Raw genomic sequence first — 18917 nt, forward strand, 5'->3', positions numbered from 1 at the left:
AGGATTCTAAAAATAAAAAACCGGCCTCCCATTTGGAAAGCCGGTTCTTGAGATGCAGTTTATATGGCAAAATGGTGACCGCCGATGATTTTGATTACCTCTAATTGTTTCATCCATTCGCTGTCCGAAATGCTAGGATTCCAAAAATACAATGCATCATTTGTGTAGCCATGAATCGCCAATGCTTCATTGACAGCTTTCTTGGCATCATCTCCTGCTGGTTTATTTATACTGCCATCACCAACAGGCGAGAATTGGTTTTTTTGATAGATGACTTCCCGTACTGTATCAGGAAATTCATCGCTATCAAGGCGATTCAAAACAACTCCTGCCACCTCGACCTTTCCTCTGTATGGCTCCCCTTTAGCTTCTGCATGCACAAGCCTTGCTAATAATTCTTTATCTTTTTCATTCATTGCATGTGGAATAATCAATGTTTTACCAGGCTCGGCAACATTATTTACATTATGATTGACTTCTTTCAACTTACCGATTGGAACACCGTGCTGCTTCGCAATATCCCATATCGATTCACCTTGTTTAATGACATGTTTGGTTGCTCCATCCGAAGCTTTACTGGTCGTTCCCTTAGGAAAAGCTATCCCAAGTATGATGACACTTAGAGTCATTATCACGGTTATTATAACTGATAATTTCATCTTGTAACCTCCTCGTTAAGCATCTTCCTAGGATAACAGACCATATGGGAGAAAACAGTGCTAAATTTTTTCCAAGGAAATGAAGGAAAATTTTTCACGGGTCTATTAACTTCGAAATTTTAATGATTCCCATTCTTCCCGTAGCATTCCCATTCTGATTGAATCATAATAATAACCTTCATGATAACGGCATTTTCTCATCCTTCCCTCCACTTGCATGCCTACCTTTTCTCCAACTGCGATCATACGTTCATTACCTGACCATGTCGTCAGCCCAACGCGCTCAATCTCCATTTTTTCGAATAAATAGCCTATGAACAACATTAACGCTTCTGTTCCGTAACCGCCGTTCCAATACTTGGGCTCAAAAATCGTAATTCCGATTTCAAGCCAGCGTGAAGGTTCATGTTCCCAGTAATATACAACAGATCCTATTATTTGATCGTTTTTTTCCATTAATAACTCGGAGTAAGCCCCCATTTTCTCATCATAGGTTTTATGCTTCAGTTCTTTATCGATATACGTATGGAAATCAATGAGTTCTAGAGGATAATAAGGTGCATCCCATTTTTTCCATTCTGGATCGGCTTCTCCATATTTCAGGCTCCATAAACGTTTTAAATCGGCTTGTTTAACATTCCTCAATATTACTTTGCTTCCTTCAATCCAAACATCGTCCAATCCGCTTCCTCCCACTTCATCCTTGCTTTACCTTCCATTTTACCGGTCGACACATAATTTTATAAAATATTGCCTTTGTCTGGGACCATCGAATTCACAAAAATATATACCCTGCCATGTACCAAGGATTAAGCTCCCTTTATGGATGATCACCTGTTGTGAAGAACCAACCGTACTAGATTTCAAATGGGCTGCCGTGTTTCCTTCCATATGTAAATCCAATGTATGGTTCCATGGGTATTGCTCATCCAGTCTTCTTAGCATATCCTTTTTGACATCGGGATCAGCATTTTCATTAATCGTGATTCCTGCAGTCGTATGTGGACAATATATAAGAGCTATCCCCTCTTGAATCCCATTTTCATTAATGAAGGTCTGCACTTCTGTCGTAACATCAATCATATCATCCCTTTTCGTCGTTTTTAAGGTGTTTTTCTTCAGCATGTAAGTTCACTCCTTTGTCATTTTAATACTCCTTTACCCATAAACATTACATTCATGCTTTGCTTTTTTAACAATTCAAAATTAAAACATAAGAAAATCTTATCAATAGCAATTAAAAAAATAACCTATTCTTATTGCTCTTTTTATTTTAAAATTGGATATATAAGGAATTAGGAGGAGTGGTAAGATGAGTTTCATTTTTAAGTCAATCGACCATTACCAATTAGCATCTCCCAAAAATACCGAGGACCAATCAAGGAAGTTTTTCACTGAGATATTAATGTTTAAGGAAGTGAATAAGCCTCGATCATTAAGGTCCAATGGCGGGTTATGGTTTGAATCGGGATCGATCAAAATTCATATCGGAACGGAGGATAATTTCATCCCCGCGAGAAAAGCCCATCCAGCACTTGAAGTTGAAAATCTTAATGACTTTAAACAACATCTAATTACTAAGCGTATTTCTTTTACAGTAGACGAGAGGTTGCTCGGGGCGAACCGCATATATTTAGCCGATCCCTTCGGCAACCGGATCGAAATTTTGGAATGGATATAATAAAAAGCGGGTCCATTTATCTCGGACCCGCTTTTGTAGTAAATTTATTTTTGTTTCTTTTTCCAGAATCCCAATATTAAAGCGGTAATGAGGGCTCCTATTAAAATCGCCAGCAAATAGAGGAAAGGATGGTTGACTAGAGGGATGACAAATATTCCCCCATGTGGCGCTGGCAAAGTTACACTAAAAGCCATTGACAGGGCTCCTGCCGTCGCTGCACCAACAACACTGCTGACGATAACGCGCAATGGATCGGCCGCCGCAAAAGGAATGGCACCCTCTGTGATGAATGAAGCACCCATGAAGTAATTAGTGAATCCGGACTTCCTTTCCATTTCACTGAATTTACTTTTAAAGAATGTAGTTGCAAATGCGATTCCCAGGGGAGGAACCATTCCGCCAGCCATTACTGCAGCATGCGGTCCGAAACTTGATGCCTCAATGGCTGCAATCCCAAAAGTGAATGCTGCTTTATTTAAAGGTCCGCCCATATCCACAGCCATCATACCCCCAAGAATCAAGCCTAGGAATATTGCGTTCGTTCCGGATAAGCCCTGCAGCCAATTGGTCAATCCCGTGTTAATTGCTGTTACTGGTTCATTTATAAGAAATATCATGATAAACCCTGTAATTAACATTCCGAATACAGGATAGAGTAAAACCGGTTTAATGCCATCGAGTGTTTGCGGTAACTTGGAAAACAATTTTCTTAACAGTAAGACTACATAACCTGCAAGGAAACCGGCGATCAGTCCGCCAAGAAAACCGGCATTAGCCTGTGCTGCCAATAATCCCCCTACCATACCAGGAGCAAAACCTGGACGGTCGGCAATACTTGAAGCAATGAATCCAGCCAGGACAGGGATAAGTAAGAAGAAGGCACCATTTCCCCCTCCAATATCACTTAATGCTTTGGCAATGGGATTATACTCCGGATTTGCCGGATCTGCTGCCTCGATCCCGAAAAAGAAAGAAAGCGCAATCAGGATTCCGCCCCCGACGACAAATGGAAGCATATTACTTACGCCATTCATTAAGTGCTTGTAAATCCCCAATCCTCCTTTAGCTGAATCACCTTCATCACTTTTATCATTTCCAGTTCCTTTGTAAACAGGTGCATCCTGATTCACGGCTCTGGTTAACAGCTCCTCGGTCTTCCGGATTCCATGGGCAACAGGGACAATAATGACATGTTTTCCATTAAAACGATCCATTTCCACCTGCTTATCCGCTGCGACGATAATTGCATCCGCTTCATCAATCTCTGCGGCGGTTAAACCATTTTTGATTCCTGTGGAGCCATTTGTTTCCACTTTGAAATCGATTCCCATTTCCTTCGCTTTGGCCTTTAACGCATCGGCAGCCATATAAGTATGGGCAATTCCTGTTGGACAAGCTGTAACGGCAAGGATTTTACCTCCTCTATTGTTACCACTGGCACCATTACTTGATTGCTCCTCTTCACTTTCTTCTTCATAAGCCTCCATTTCTTTTTGATTGATTATCTCCAACACTTCCTCACCAGAAGAAGCAGAAATCAAGCGGGCTCTGAATTTATCATCCATCAGTAACGAAGAAAGCCGGGAAAGGGTTTCCAAGTGATCTGCATTCGCTCCCTCACTTGCTGCAATCATAAAGAACAAATGAGCTGGCTGCCCATCAAGCGATTCATAATCCACACCACTGACCGATTTGCCGAAACAGATGGCTGGTATCCTTACAGCATCTGTTTTTGCATGCGGTATGGCTATCCCTTCACCAATCCCTGTTGTGCTTTGCTCTTCACGTTTTAAGATGGCAGCTTTGAAACCCTCCACATCGTTTAACCTGTCTGCCTCTGCCAACTTTCCTGATAGTTCATCAATGACTGCTTGCTTTGTAACGCTTTGCAAATCTATTATGATTGTATCCAATTTTAACAAGTCTGTAATTTTCATAGAGTCAGCCTCCTGTTAGTTGATTGATGGCAATTTGCGGTAATAACTCTTCAATTTTATCCAGTGTACCGAGATCAGCTGAAAAGGCTGTAGCACTTCCAGCGGCAAGACTGAAGCGGAAAGCGGATAAAATATCCCCTGTCCTTTCATATGTCCCGATGAAACCTGCGACCATGGAATCACCGGCACCCACTGAGTTGATGACGTTTCCTTTTGGAACATTTGCGGAATATGACTCTCCACCGGAGCAAAGCACGGCCCCCTGTCCCGCCATTGAAACAATAACGTTTTGTGCTCCTGCTTCTACCAATTTAGTGCCATATACTCTAGCATCATCAACCGTTCTTATTTCGGTGGAAAAAAGCTCACCCAGTTCATGGTGATTGGGCTTAATTAAAAATGGCCGGTGTGGAAGAACATTCATTAATCCCTTGCCACTCGTATCCACCACCACTTTAATGCCGTTATCGGAACATGACCTTGCCATGGCTTCGTATACATCCGATGGAACGCTTGGAGGGATGCTTCCTGACAAAATGAGGATATCATTATTATTCAACTGTTCAATCTGACTAAATAATTGTTGATAATTCCCTTTTGAAATGACTGGCCCTTGGCTATTAATTTCGGTCTCCAGCCCTGTCTTCAATTTGATGTTTATTCTTGTATCTCCAGCTATCTCTGTAAAGTCCGTGAAAATCTCTTCCTGTCTTAAAAACCTTTTTACAAAATCACCTGTTTGTCCACCGATGAATCCTAAAGCTGTCGTATTATTTCCTAGCCTTTTAAGCACTCGGGAAACATTGATCCCTTTCCCTCCAGGGAATTTTGCATCATAACTGGTTCGATTCACCTTGCCCATTTGAAAACTTTCCACCTCGACAAGGTAATCGATGGATGGGTTGAGTGTCACTGTATAAATCATTAAATGGTCACGACCTTTACCTTTGGATTTTTATCGAGTTGCGCAACAGCCTCTTCATCATTGCTGTCAGTAATAATTATGGCATCGCTTACATCTGCCACCTTAGCGAAAGTAGCTTCATTCAGTTTTGAACTGTCAGCAAGCACATAAGTTTCGTTAGAGAGGCGTAATGCCATCTTCTTCAGTAGAGCTTCTTCCGGGTCGGGTGTTGTGAAACCCAGATCTTGATGGATGCCGTTCATTCCCAAAAAACATTTATCAAAACGGTATTCATTCAAAAACTGTACAGCATTACTTCCTATAACAGCATTTGTCGAAAATTTAATCGTTCCGCCAACTAACACTGTTTTAATTTCCAATTCGATGAGTTTTGGAATATGCATAAGACCATTTGTCAGCACCGTTATATTTTTATCCTTTAAATAAGGAATCATTTCCGCAGTTGTCGTGCCTGCATCAAGATATATACAATCATTTTTCTCTATGAATGAAGCCGCCAGCTTTGCTATAAGTTGCTTTTCAGCTCTTGCTTTGTTTTGCTTTTCCATAGTTGTTGGTTCAAGGCCTTTTCTTTGAAGTAAAGAGGCCCCTCCATGCACGCGTTTCAAGAGCTTCATTTCTTCGAGTTGCACTAAATCTCTCCGAATGGTCGACTCCGAGGCTTGTAGCTGATCTACAAGCTCCTGCAGCTTTACCGTACCTTGTTCTTTAAGGATCGATAAAATGAACTGGTGCCTTTCAGTTGTCAACAATTCGCCCACCTCACTTTAATATCATCATCATATATGAAAATGAAGGAATAATCAATCACAAACGTTTAAAAATACTCAAATTCATTCAAAAATACCTTCAAAAACATTCAATTTTAATTGAGATAACCTTTCTTGAACTCCATTATCTCTTTTTCTATGAAAATATCCTTTCAGTTCTTCACACAAAAAACCCCCATGTCATGATGACAGGGGGGTTGTTATTATTTTATTAGCCTTGAAGTAAAAGTTGTTCTGGGTCTTCCAGCATATCTTTGATAGCCACTAAGAAACCAACAGCTTCTTTTCCGTCTACGATACGGTGATCATAAGATAATGCCAGGTACATCATTGGTCTGTTTTCGATTTGATCTCCAACAGCGATTGGACGAGTCTTGATTGTATGCATGCCCAAGATCCCAACTTGAGGGGCATTCAAGATTGGTGTTGATAATAGGGAACCGAAAGTCCCTCCATTTGTGATGGTAAAAGTACCACCTGATAAATCTGAAAGTCCCAATTTGTTGTTACGCGCTTTAACAGCTAAATCCGAAATGTTCTTCTCGATTTCAGCAAAGCTTTTGCGGTCAGCATCCCTTACTACCGGAACAACAAGACCTTCATCAGTGGATACAGCTACACCGATATCATAAAAGTTCTTTTTCAGGATATGGTCGCCTTGGATTTCAGCATTCAATAACGGATATTTTTTCAATGCGCCAATGACCGCTTTAGTGAAGAATGACATGAAACCAAGTTTAACGTCATTTGTTTTCACGAAAGAATCCTTATGGCGGTTACGCAATTCCATGACTGCAGAAAGATCGACTTCGTTGAAAGTAGTAAGCATGGCTGCTTCTGATTGTACTTGAACTAGACGTTTGGCAATGGTTTGACGACGGCGTGTCATCTTAACCACTTCAATGCGGTCATCATTCACTTCAACAGGAGCGGCTGCTTGTTTAGCTGCAGGAGCTTGCTTTGGAGCTGCCGCAGCTGCCGCAGGTGCCGCAGGTGCTGCAGGAGCATTACTTGCTGCTTCTACGTCTTGTACACGTACACGACCTAGTGGATCTGCTACAGACACTTGAGTCAAGTCAATTCCTTTTTCACGAGCCAATTTCCTTGCAGCTGGTGAAGCAATAACTTGTTGAGTGGATGATGCTTCTTTCGCTTCTGCTTTAGGAGCCTCTTTAGCAGGAGCCGCTTGTTCAGCCTTAACTGGTTCTGCTTTAGCTTCTTCAACCTTAGGAGCTTCCGCTTTTGGAGCTGCTGCAGCTGATCCATTTTCATCAACGATGGCGATAGCCTGTCCAACTTGGACAGTATCGCCTTCTTCTGCTAAATGTTCCGAAAGTGTACCAGTATAATCTGAAATGATTTCCACGTTCACTTTATCCGTTTCAAGTTCAAGGACATATTCTCCTTTTTCAACGTGATCACCGGGTTGTTTTAACCATTGCGCAATAGATCCTTCAGAAATTGATTCTGCTAATTCAGGTACTTTTACTTCAGCCATTTTATTTCTCCCCCTCATTATTGCGTGTAATTGCTTGAGTCATAATCCGTTGTTGTTCATTTTTATGGACAAGTGGATCTCCCTCAGCCGGGCTTGATCTGCGCTTCCTTCCTATATATGTTACTGAAAGATTGCCAGGAGCCGCTGCATTTAAGCGAGGTTCAACAAATGTCCAAGCACCCATGTTTTTAGGTTCTTCTTGAGCCCAGAAGATTTCTTTAAGATTTGTATATTTTTTCAGGGCTTCCTGAACTCCAGTGAATGGGAATGGATAAATTTCTTCGATACTGATGATTTGCAACCAATCCGTATTTTTTTCAGTTGCCGCTTTTTCACGAAGTTCAACCGCCAATTTACCTGTTGCAAAAACAATGCGTTCAACCGATTTAGGTTTTTTGCCCAAAGCTTTGGTTTCTACGAATGATTCAAATGCGCCTTCACTGAATTCTTCTGTTGTAGAAGCCATCACTTGATTACGAAGCATACTCTTCGGTGTCATGATGACAAGCGGACGTACTTGTTCTTGATCCAAAATCTTAGCTTGTCTTCTAAGGATATGGAAGTATTGAGCTGCCGAACTTAAGTTAGCAACTGTCCAGTTGTTTTCAGCTGCTAATTGAAGGAAGCGTTCCAGTCGTGCACTTGAGTGCTCTGGCCCTTGCCCTTCATAACCGTGTGGAAGCAGCATGACAAGACCTGATTTTTGACCCCATTTTGCACGGCCAGCCGCGATGAATTGGTCAAAGATCACTTGTGCTGTATTAGCGAAGTCACCGAATTGCCCTTCCCATAATACAAGTGTCTCAGGTGCAAAAACATTATAACCATATTCATAAGCCAGAACTGCCGTTTCCGTAAGCGGGCTGTTATGAACAGCGAATGAAGCTTTGGCAGTTTCAAGTGTGTGAAGCGGTGAATATGTTTTTCCATTAACACTATCATGTAACATGATATTACGTTGTGCGAATGTTCCACGCTCTGAATCTTGTCCTGTTAAACGGATTGGCGTGCCGTCACTTAAAATCGATGCAAAAGCCAATGTCTCGGCATGTGCCCAATCGATTTTTCCGTCAGGACCAAAGGAATCCAAGCGACGTGATAAAATCTTTCCTAATTTTTTATTAGGGGTGAATCCTTCCGGCCACTTAACAAGCTCTTCGTTAATTGTAACAAGTTCTTGTTTCGGAACTGCCGTTTCAATGTCTGGAAGTCCTTTTTCAATAATCCCAGGAGGATTACACTCTTTGGAAGCTTCCGGTTTATTTCCGGAAATTTTCGCATATGCATCTGCAAGCCTTGTATCCACTTGCTCAGCAATCGCTTTAACTTCAGCTTCAGTGAACTCGCCGGATTCAATAAGTTGTTTCCCATAAAGCTCTTTTACGGTTGGATGCTTATGGATTAATGCATACATTTCAGGTTGAGTCACCAATGGCTCATCCATTTCGTTATGGCCGAAACGTCTGTAACCGATCAGGTCGATCAAGAAATCCTTGTTGTATTTTTCACGATATAGGTTTGCAAGGTTCACAGCAGCCATACATGCTTCTGGATCATCTGCATTTACATGCACGATCGGCACTTCAAAGCCTTTTGCCAAATCACTAGCATATAAGGTTGAACGTGAATCTTCACTTTCCGTTGTAAAACCGATCATGTTATTGGCGATGATATGGATTGCGCCGCCAACTTGATAACCGCGTAAACGGCTTAAGTTAAACGTTTCAGGTACAATTCCTTCACCTGGGAATGCAGCATCACCATGAATGAGGATTGCAAGAGATTTGGAAATGTCCTGAACAGGGAATCCTTTTTCTGTACGGTCTTCTTGAGCCGCACGAGAATACCCTTCCACGATTGGACCGACTACTTCCAAGTGACTTGGGTTATTGGCAAGTGTAATCCTTGCTTTTTGTATATTAGCTTTAGTAATCTGTTTGTCCAGACCTAAATGATATTTAACATCACCCGTCCATCCATTGTTAATGCCTGTCGACCCTTCGGAAGGAACCAAATCTTTATTCGGTGAATGTTGGAATTCAGAGAAAATGACCTCATAAGGCTTTCCTAATACATGTGCAAGCACATTCAAACGTCCACGGTGAGCCATGGCAATATTCACATTACCCGTTCCGTTTTGGACAGTTTGTGAAATCATTTCATCTAAAATCGGAACCATAGCATCCAGTCCTTCAATTGAGAAACGTTTTTGCCCTACATATGTGCGGTGAAGGAATTTCTCGAAACCTTCTACTTCATTCAATCGTTTAAGTAATAGTTCTCTTTTCTCTTTTCCCACTTCCGGGAACATGTTTCCAGATTCGACCATATCAGTAAGCCATTGCTTTTCATCCAAGTCATTAACATGATGAAATTCAAAGGCTATCGTTTTTGTATAGAGTTGTTTTAGGTATTGTACGGCTTCGTATCCGTCTTTTACGTCTTCAGGTGATTCCGGACAAATAAAGTCAGCCGGTATTTTCCTTAAATCATCTGCAGTCAAGCCATATTTTTCAAAGTGAATTTGTTCAGTGTCCAGAGCTTCTTCTTTTAAAGGATAAATATTTGCAGCAAGATGCCCGTATGCACGGATATTTTCAGCTAACTTCACTGCAGACATAATTTTCTTCATTGGAAGAACTTCTCCAGTTTGTACAGTTGATGCACTTACAGTCGTTGTTTCTGCCGATACATCGAATGAAGGAGGACCTGCTACTTCAAAAAAGTTTTTCAGTTCCGGATCCACTTCTTCCGGGTTGGCTAGAAATAAATCGTATTGCTCCATGACATACCCAAGGTTTGGACCCGAAAAAGCTTTCCAGTGGTCTAATACCTTAGAATCATTGATGGTCATTTTGTAAACCCCCAAATTTTTCTCATAATTTTTTTCATTACGTTTTATCCATCCCCAAATTTCTTTCTTCTAAATTTTCCCCAAATATATGATATATATAAGATATATAATAAATAACTTTGGTTATTGAATAATAAAATTTTAAAGGATAAAACGTTTTCAGATGTTATATTAACATGTTTTTGTCGAAATATCCAAAGGTTAAACCACTTTATACAACCTTTTTTCAACTATATTTCTGCTTAATTCGTCAAAAATCGCTTTTAACTGTCTTTTTTGCTCATTTAAGTCTTTTTTTCGCTAAAAAAAGATTTTTGTATTTTTGTATAATGATTATTTTTCAGGTAAATTTAACTAGTTTGAAAACCCTTTCACCTCAATCAAACTTCCAAGCTGTTAAACTCAGATTGCCATATTGAAAGCTTCTGTGCAGGAGAGCCGCTTTTTTATTGTCATCCCCTGTGCCCATTGCGATGACCAATGGAATGAAATGCTCTTTGGATGGCACAGCCTCTGTACTATAAGGGGCGATTTTTTCATAATTGAACAAAGATTGCAAATCCCATTTCATGATTTTCTCTTCGACCCAATTCTCAAACTCGATTGCCCATCCTTCTGCAACATGCATATCTTTCTGAATTTGGGTGAAATTATGGACAATTCCACCGCTTCCTATGATCAGGACATTACTTTCCTTTAATTTCCTCAATGCCTTCCCAATTTCATACTGCTTGTCCAATGGCAGCGCAGGACTGATGGACATGGATACGGTCGGGATGTCAGCTTCGGGATACATGATATGCAAAAGCCCCCATGCTCCATGATCCAGGGGGCGCCTTTCATCAAGTTCCCCCAATACACCTATCCTGGACAATAAGGTTAAAATTCGATCTGACAGCTCAAGGCAACCCCTTGCAGGATAAGTTATCTCAAATATTTCTTCAGGATATCCTACAAAATCATAAATGACTTCATGCTTCCCTACTGCAGAAATCATTTGATCTTCATTTTCCCAATGTGCTGACAAAATAACGATGGCAGCAGGTTTCTTCATAGCTTGCATATAATCCTTCAAAAAAGAAGTGTAACTATTCTTTTCCAAAGCTAATAGCGGTGTTCCATGTGATAAAAACAATGATGGCATCATAGAAACGATAAATCCTTTCACAATGTAATCTCTATACCTATACCTTAATTTACTTTAGATAAACAATGTGTTCATCAATTAAATTGCATTTTGGGGGTTGTCTCATCAATAGTATCAAAGGTATACCCCTCTTTTTTTAGGAATTCAATTATATCAGGCAATGCTTTCACTGTATTTTTCATACTATTGATATCATGCAATAAGATATTAACATGCTTTTGATTTTTCGTCCCTTTTTGTACAGCAGAAATGATTTGTCGTTCACTTATTGACGGACTGAAGCCATCTGTCGAGTCAATGGACCAATCAAAATAAATATACCCTTTTTCCTTTAGTTGTTGAAGGATTCCATTGATGATTGGTTTCGTTGACGCCTGATGCCGCAGACGATTATTCGAGCCGCCAGGAAGGCGCACAATACGGCTTTTTATCCCATACTCCTCTTGCAGCATGGTTTCAAGCCTATTCAAATCTTGAAAGAAACTCTCAGTCGATCGATAAACGATGGAATAATCATGTGTATATGAATGAAGGGCAATCGAATGACCGCGGGAAATCATTTGCTGATAGCATTCCTTTGCGTATGGCTCTTCGTTGCCTTTAACGAAAAATGTGGCTTTAACATGATAGCGGTCCAATATATCCAATATATCCATGGTATTCAAAGATGGACCGTCATCGAATGTCAAATAGGCAATTTTCTGATTTTCCTTACTTTTTAGGAGCGGTGTCATCTCTTCAGGAACCATTGCATGAGCTTGAATGTTTTGCACAGCCACAAGAAACAAAATAATAATGAAAGAACCCGCCATGGAAAGAAATAATTTAAGCTTATTCTTCATAGATGTTGCATCCCCTTCCTTTTGACCATTAAGATGTACCAATATAGGGGTTTAATGCGCAATAAGGCAGCGGTAAAAAATACCGCTGCCTTATAATATGAATTATCGATCGACATTAAAGTAACGAGCTTCAGGATGTGCAAAAACAATGGCCGAAACGGAAGCCTCTGGTTCCATCATGCATCCTTCAGTCAATTCCACGCCAATATCTTGAGGTTGTAACAGGCGGAATAGCTTCTCCTGGTCTTCCAAATTAGGACAGGCAGGATAACCAAAAGAAAACCTTTGTCCGGTGTACTTAGCGGCAAATCGCTCTTTCATGGACATTTCAATCGGATCGCTTATACCTAAATCATCACGCATTAATTGATGAATTCTTTCCGCGAACCCTTCAGCTGTTTCGAGAGCAAGTGATTGAAGGGCGTGATTTTTCAAGAAATCACCTTCAAGCTTAAGTTTTTCTGCCCATTTTCTGATTCCTTTTCCGGCAGTGACCAGGAAGAATCCTACATAATCCATTTGCCCGGAGGAGACCGGTTTCGCGAAGTCCGCTAAACAAAGATGCGGATTCGTATCTTGCCTTGGGAATTCGAAAGTTTCCAAAACCTCTTGATGATTGTCCGGGTTGTACACCAATAGCTTATCTCCTTCGCTCTGAGCAGGGAAAAATTGATAAACTGCATGCAAGCCATAATCCGGTTCCGTCTTTAGGAATTCGATCAATTCATCAACGAGATCATTGAGCTGCACTGCTTTTTCATTCCCTTGCTTAAGCAATTCGGAAACTTTCCCTTTTAACCCCAAATGATGACCAATCAGCATTTGCCTATTTATATATGGCTGGACGACATCCAATGGATAGTTCTTCAGGACGTGACGCTTGATGTCACGTGGCATTTGAACGGGAACATCGCTTAAAGGGGCAGCTGTGGACTGCTTACGTACAGGTTTTTCCAGCGTGGCGGCAATGGCGGCATTCGCTTTCGACCTTTCTCGTTTCTCGACTAACTCTTCCAAGTACACCACTTTTTTGTCAGAGTCATGTAAAATATTCGTTACAGCCAAACCATCCATCGCATCTTTGGAATATAAAACCGGTCCTTCATATTCAGGTGATATTTTAAAATCGGTGAATTTACGCGATAATGCTGCCCCTCCCACTAATATTGGGGTATTTATTCCCGCTTGCCTTAAATCCTGTGCGGTTAAAACCATTTGCTGTGCAGATTTGACAAGTAACCCAGATAGGCCAATGATGGTTGGCTCATGTTTTCGAACCTCTTCAATGATTTGTTGCGGTGCAACCTTGATCCCTAAATCAATGACTTCATAGCCATTATTGGATAGGATGATATCCACTAGGTTTTTCCCGATATCATGCACATCTCCCTTGACAGTCGCCAACAGGATTTTCCCTTTTTTAGCGCTATCTTCAGAGTTTTCCATAAGTGGTTCAAGGTGAGATACAGCCGCCTTCATCGCTTCAGCACTCTGAAGCACCTCTGCGACAATAAGTTGGTTGTCATTAAACAACCGACCCACCTCACTCATGCCATCCATCAACGGTCCATTGATGATTTCCAATGGGGTATCACCGCGCTCAATCGCTTCATTTAAATCATCAACCAATCCTTCTTTCGTTCCTTCGATAATATAGTTACCTAGACGTTCGTCCAATGGCAGGATCACACCATTATCCTTCTTCTCCGCTTTTTTTCCACGATAAAATTCGGTAAAAATCGCTAAAGTTTCCGTTGAAGTCTCAAACAGGAGTGCCTCAGCCAGTTTCACTTCCTCTTCCGGAATCAGAGCGAAACGTTCAAGTTTTTCTGTATTCACGATGGCATAATCGAGTCCCGCTTTTGTACAATGGTAAAGGAAAACTGCATTTAATATTTCCCTTCCCCTCGCTGGCAGACCGAAAGAAACGTTAGAAATGCCAAGTATCGTCAGGCATTCTGGAAACTTTTCTTTAATAGCCTTTATTCCATTCACCGTCTCTAAAGCAGATCCGATATATTGTTCATCACCTGTGCCTACAGGAAATACAAGCGGATCAAAGATGATGTCACTTTTGTTTAGACCGTATTTATTGACAAGCAGATCCACAGACCGTGTTGCCACTTCCAATTTCCGTTCAGCATCGACGGCCATCCCGATTTCATCAATGGTTCCTACGACAACGGCAGCACCATATTGATGGACTAAGGGTACTATTTTTTCAAAGCGCTCTTCACCATCTTCAAGGTTTATGGAATTAATGATCGATTTTCCTTGTGAATGTTTTAATGCTTGTTCAAGTACAACTTCATCTGTAGTATCGATGACCAATGGGACCTTCACTTTTTTGACGACCTCTTCTACGAATTCCTTCATATCGCCAAGCTCATCCCCATCAGGATCAGCAAGACAAATATCAATGACATGGGCGCCTTTTTTCACCTGGTTACGTGCAATTTCGGCTGCTGGCTCGTAATGCTTGCTGCGTATCAGCTCCTTGAATTTTCGGGAACCGATAACATTCGTCCTTTCACCTACGAATAAAGGACGCATTGAATCATCATAAATGAGCGGTTCTATGCCTGATACGGCATGACCATGGGCAGTTTCCGTAATTGTACGGGGCTTCATGCCTTCGAGGACCCTGGAAAGTTCTTTAATATGCTCAGGTGTCGTACCACAACATCCGCCAATGATATTGATCCATCCCTTTTCGGCAAATTGCTTCATTTTCTCTGCCAGGGAAGTAGGTGACTCATGATAGTGGCCTTCTTCATCAGGGAGCCCGGCATTCGGATAACAACTGATGGCACTATTCGATATATCTGCAAGTGTCCTGATATGGTCTATCATGAATTCCGGTCCTGTTGCACAATTAAGGCCGACAGCTACGGGCTTCATATGTTCAACAGATAAATAAAAAGCTTCTATGGACTGGCCCGCAAGTGTCGTGCCCATCGGTTCGATTGTTCCTGATATGATGACAGGCACATCTTTTCCCGTTTTTGCGAATGCTGCTTTGATTCCAGAAAAGGCAGCCTTGACATTAAGCATATCCTGACAGGTTTCCACCAACAGCAAATCTACACCGCCATCCAAGAGACCCAGTGCCTGTTCTTCATAAGAATCGGTTAAAATGTCAAAAGTCGTTCCGCCCGTTACGGATAGCGTTTTTGTAGTGGGGCCCATCGAGCCAGCTACATACCTTGGCCACTCCTCATTGGAATACTTTTCACAAGCTTTAACGGCAAGCTCAGCTGAAATTTTATTTAGCTTGTAGGCAATCGTGCTTATTTGGTATTCCTCAAGAACGATGCTGGTCGCTCCAAAGGTATTTGTTTCAATGATATCTGCGCCCGCTGCTAAATATTTTTCATGAATGGTTTGGATGATTTCCGGTTGCGTCAGTGATAAATATTCATTGCAGCCCTCGAATTGTTCCCCGCCAAAATCGTCTGCTGTCAAATTCTCCGCTTGAAGCATGGTTCCCATCGCCCCATCAAGTAGGAGAATCTTAGAATTTAACTGATCTTGAATCGCTTTTTTATTCATGTACTGCCACCTCTGATGTCTGTTTACTATCGACTTTTCTAATATATTTCGTAAGTTCCGCCGTCATTTCATAGCGAAGGAACGGAGTGATTAAATATATGCCCTTGAATTTTTCCCTTGCCGCGTCCACCAGTTCCCGCGCGATATTAACCCCTTCCATCCTAGACTTTACAGGGTCATCCCCCGCTAAAGCCATGGCCCTTCTTACGTTATCGGGCAATTTAATGCCTGGGATCTCATTATGGATGAATTCTGCGTTCCGGGTGCTTGTCAAAGGCATGATACCGATGAAAATCGGGGTTTCTAAATGTTTTGTAGCTTCATGTACTTCTTCGATTTGCTCCACCGAATAAATTGGCTGTGTCAAGAAGGATTGAGCACCGCAGGAAATCTTCTTTTCCATTCTAAGTACGGCTTTATCCAGATATTTCACATTGGGATTAAACGCTGCCGCAATTTTAAAATTCGCCCGTTGACCCAAACTTTGACCGGAATAGGAAAGACCTTCATTAAATTGTTTGACCATGCTTATAAGGTCAAAGGAAGATAAATCATAAACCGAAGTGGCACCAGGGAAGTCCCCTATTTTTGAAGGATCTCCGGTGATGATCAATAATTCATTCAGCCCCACCGTCTGCAGACCCATTAAATGTGACTGCAGGCCAATCAAATTTCGATCACGGCATGTTATATGCACCATCGGATTAATATTCAATTGGTTCTTTAGTAAGTTAGCCAGTGCATCATTCGATATCCTTGGTGAGGCAAGTGAATTATCCGCTAATGTAATGGAATCGACCCCTGCTTTTTTCAAAACCTCAGCACCGGTCATGAAGCTCTCTATTCCCAGCTTTTTCGGTGGATCAAGTTCAACTAGGATCGTCCTTTCCGTCTTGGCCTTTTCGTACAGTGGAAGTTCCAATTCTCTTTCGTTCACTACAATTATTTCTATTTCACGGGGTTTCGTAATTTTCTCTTTTACAGGAGCAAAACTTCCAATTGCATTCTTTACAGCTTGAATATGCAGTGGAGTCGTTCCACAGCACCCGCCTATGATAGCGGCACCTTGCTCACGAAGTTCCAGGGCACTTGAACCGAAATATTCCGGCACAGCTTTATAGACGAGCCTTCCATCCACATAATCCGGGAGGCTGGCATTAGGGTATATGGCAATCGATGCATCCTTCGGCAAGCTCACTTCTTCCAAGGCCCGGATCATATGATGTGGACCGAGACGGCAATTCACCCCAACAACATCGGCACCCAATTGCTCGAGTTTTTGAAAGGCTTCATTTAAATGGATTCCATTTTGAAGATTACCCAGTTCATGCATCGAAACATTTGCGATGATCGGCAATCCGGTTTCATTTTTTACGATTTGCAGGACGGTTTCCAGCTCTTCCAGGTCATAAAATGTTTCCAAGAGAATCCCATCAGGGTTTTCCATCAACAGACTGTATAGTTGTTCACGAAACCCCCGTTTAATCTCTTCCATGCTTAAATCCGATTTCCTGATACTCCGCTGTGCCCCTATGGTACCGAAGACATACGCATTTCCTTTTGCCGCTTTTTTAGCAAGAATGACTCCCTGGCGGTTGATTCTGCTAACTTCATCTTCAAGTCCATACCGTTTCAATTTGTTGAAATTGGCTCCGTATGTATTTGATTGAAGGATATCTGCACCAGCTTCGAGATAGGCACGGTGGATGGACTCTATTTGATTTGGATTCGTGCAGTTTAATTCCTCATAACATTGATCGATGCCATTTGAGTACAATAAGGTCCCCATTGCCCCTTCCCCAACCAACATTCTTTCTTTCACTTCTTTACGAAAATTCATCATTACACCCTCTCTCAAAAACAGTCCTGTTTTTGTCTTATTTTATGAGTATGAGAGAAAAGAAAAAAAAACCTTCTCAAAGAAGAAGGTTTTTTGAAACATTCTCCTCATCTATCAAGCTCTGCTTGCTGGATTTAGCACCTTTGCCTAAGCTGGTTGCTGAGGTTTCTTCGGGCCAGTCCCTCCACCTCTCTCGATAAGATCCATTTATATAATTTTCACAAGATTTCAAAATTAGATTATATTTAATTTACATTAATAATCTGTCAATTTCAATACCTGATCGACATTTTTTTCACTTTTGCAAAAATGATTCAATCTTTTGCGGCTTTAACCCTCTTCATTATTCTTTGTTTCCAGTCTTCCGCTAACGAGTCTAGAGTAAGTAAAGTCTTAGCGCCTTCCAGGCCATCTCGTTTATGAAGGATAACCTCTGCTGCATAATGAACTGAAATTTTTTCTTGCAAACGATCTATTAGCACGATTTCGTTTTGCTTATTTATCGTTCCTTCTTGAAGTACTCTTGCAAAATATCCAGTGAAACTCGTTTTCAGCACGAGTTCCAAAAACTTAGGTTCTTGATTGAAGTGGGAAATGGTCGAACAAGGTATCCTTCCCTGGTTAATTTGAACAATCACTTCGCCTATTTGATAAATATCGCCGATATACGTGGCTTCTTCCCTCATCCCCGCTACAGTTAAATTTTCTCCGAATGCTGGGATATCCAGCTTTTTAGAGAATTTTTCATTCCATAATGAATAATGCTCAAAGGGGTAAAAGCACAAAGCCCGATCAGGACCTCCATGGAACTTTACATTACCTACCCCATCACCAATTATGCCTGATTTAGTCACTGTCACATTATCATGTGCTTGTTTATCCATGGCAGAAAAGATATCGACATTCGAAAAAATTTCCTGTTTCGGCTTTCCGGCATGAAGTGATTTGATTTTTCCATTTTCCATTTTGCATCTTCCATTCATATTTAATTTATATCATCCTATATGTATAAATTATACTAAAAATCCATTTATTCTGTAGCTTTTTATAAGTATATGAAGTGAAAAAGCCACATGAGCCGTTAAATGGGCGAAATATCATTGATTTCCAGAAAAATTCATAGGATAGTTTCAGTAATTTTGTTGCTATTTCAGAATTAAATATGGTAGAATATGAACACAATATATAGTCGAAAACTACAACCGTTCGCCT

14 protein-coding genes and 1 riboswitch are annotated in these 18917 nt (G+C 41.1%); of the genes, 1 reads left to right on the forward strand and 13 read right to left on the reverse strand.

Translation table 11 applies throughout. The features are described 5' to 3' along the window. Positions 1-59: 59 nt before the first annotated feature. The 3 genes from OSJ91_RS15870 to OSJ91_RS15880 all read right to left on the reverse strand — a co-directional run bounded on the left by OSJ91_RS15870 (position 60) and on the right by OSJ91_RS15880 (position 1784). Positions 60-659 carry a cell wall hydrolase gene (locus OSJ91_RS15870; protein WP_350299109.1) on the reverse strand — a complete coding sequence of 200 codons (600 nt, stop codon included), beginning with the start codon at positions 657-659 and terminating at the stop codon, positions 60-62. 105 nt (positions 660-764) lie between these two features. After that, complete coding sequence (locus tag OSJ91_RS15875) at positions 765-1340, reverse strand: GNAT family N-acetyltransferase (RefSeq protein ID WP_413018381.1); 576 nt, start codon at positions 1338-1340, stop codon at positions 765-767. Positions 1341-1379: 39 nt separating this feature from the next. After that, complete coding sequence (locus tag OSJ91_RS15880) at positions 1380-1784, reverse strand: secondary thiamine-phosphate synthase enzyme YjbQ (RefSeq protein WP_485890024.1); 405 nt, start codon at positions 1782-1784, stop codon at positions 1380-1382. Positions 1785-1971: 187 nt separating this feature from the next. Between OSJ91_RS15880 and OSJ91_RS15885 the strand changes: the two genes are divergently transcribed. Beyond that, a complete protein-coding gene (locus OSJ91_RS15885; RefSeq protein WP_485890025.1) occupies positions 1972-2340 on the forward strand; it encodes a VOC family protein in 369 nt (122 codons plus the stop codon). Positions 2341-2384: 44 nt separating this feature from the next. Here the strand turns inward: OSJ91_RS15885 and OSJ91_RS15890 are convergent, their stop codons facing one another. From OSJ91_RS15890 to OSJ91_RS15935, 10 genes are all read right to left on the reverse strand, one after another. Beyond that, positions 2385-4277, reverse strand: coding sequence for a PTS fructose transporter subunit IIABC (locus tag OSJ91_RS15890; protein WP_485890026.1), 1893 nt, complete (start codon positions 4275-4277; stop codon positions 2385-2387). Positions 4278-4281: 4 nt separating this feature from the next. Beyond that, positions 4282-5202, reverse strand: a complete 921-nt coding sequence (gene pfkB / locus OSJ91_RS15895) for a 1-phosphofructokinase (RefSeq protein WP_485890027.1) — start codon at positions 5200-5202, stop codon at positions 4282-4284. Then, the gene (locus OSJ91_RS15900; protein WP_350299115.1) at positions 5202-5954 is read right to left on the reverse strand and encodes a DeoR/GlpR family DNA-binding transcription regulator; all 753 of its coding nucleotides are present in this window, start codon (positions 5952-5954) and stop codon (positions 5202-5204) included. The genes pfkB and OSJ91_RS15900 overlap by 1 nt, the downstream gene beginning before the upstream one ends. A gap of 229 nt (positions 5955-6183) precedes the next feature. Continuing rightward, entirely contained in the window at positions 6184-7470 is a 1287-nt protein-coding gene (odhB, locus tag OSJ91_RS15905) for a 2-oxoglutarate dehydrogenase complex dihydrolipoyllysine-residue succinyltransferase (protein WP_485890028.1), read from the reverse strand. A gap of 1 nt (position 7471) precedes the next feature. Next, positions 7472-10324 carry a 2-oxoglutarate dehydrogenase E1 component gene (locus OSJ91_RS15910; RefSeq protein ID WP_485890029.1) on the reverse strand — a complete coding sequence of 951 codons (2853 nt, stop codon included), beginning with the start codon at positions 10322-10324 and terminating at the stop codon, positions 7472-7474. Between the two features lie 376 nt (positions 10325-10700). Next, positions 10701-11492, reverse strand: coding sequence for a dioxygenase family protein (locus OSJ91_RS15915; RefSeq protein ID WP_485890030.1), 792 nt, complete (start codon positions 11490-11492; stop codon positions 10701-10703). 53 nt (positions 11493-11545) lie between these two features. Further along, the gene (locus tag OSJ91_RS15920; RefSeq protein WP_350299119.1) at positions 11546-12313 is read right to left on the reverse strand and encodes a polysaccharide deacetylase family protein; all 768 of its coding nucleotides are present in this window, start codon (positions 12311-12313) and stop codon (positions 11546-11548) included. Positions 12314-12415: 102 nt separating this feature from the next. Further along, positions 12416-15865: a methionine synthase gene (gene metH, locus OSJ91_RS15925; RefSeq protein WP_485890031.1), complete on the reverse strand. Its 3450-nt coding sequence runs from the start codon at positions 15863-15865 to the stop codon at positions 12416-12418. Beyond that, positions 15858-17705 carry a bifunctional homocysteine S-methyltransferase/methylenetetrahydrofolate reductase gene (locus tag OSJ91_RS15930; RefSeq protein ID WP_485891911.1) on the reverse strand — a complete coding sequence of 616 codons (1848 nt, stop codon included), beginning with the start codon at positions 17703-17705 and terminating at the stop codon, positions 15858-15860. The genes metH and OSJ91_RS15930 overlap by 8 nt, the downstream gene beginning before the upstream one ends. Before the next feature lie 104 nt (positions 17706-17809). Next, positions 17810-17908: riboswitch (SAM riboswitch) on the reverse strand. A gap of 111 nt (positions 17909-18019) precedes the next feature. After that, positions 18020-18670, reverse strand: coding sequence for an MOSC domain-containing protein (locus tag OSJ91_RS15935; protein ID WP_485890032.1), 651 nt, complete (start codon positions 18668-18670; stop codon positions 18020-18022). Positions 18671-18917 lie beyond the last annotated feature (247 nt).

The sequence above is a fragment of the Bacillus sp. T-10(2022) genome (assembly GCF_056502895.1).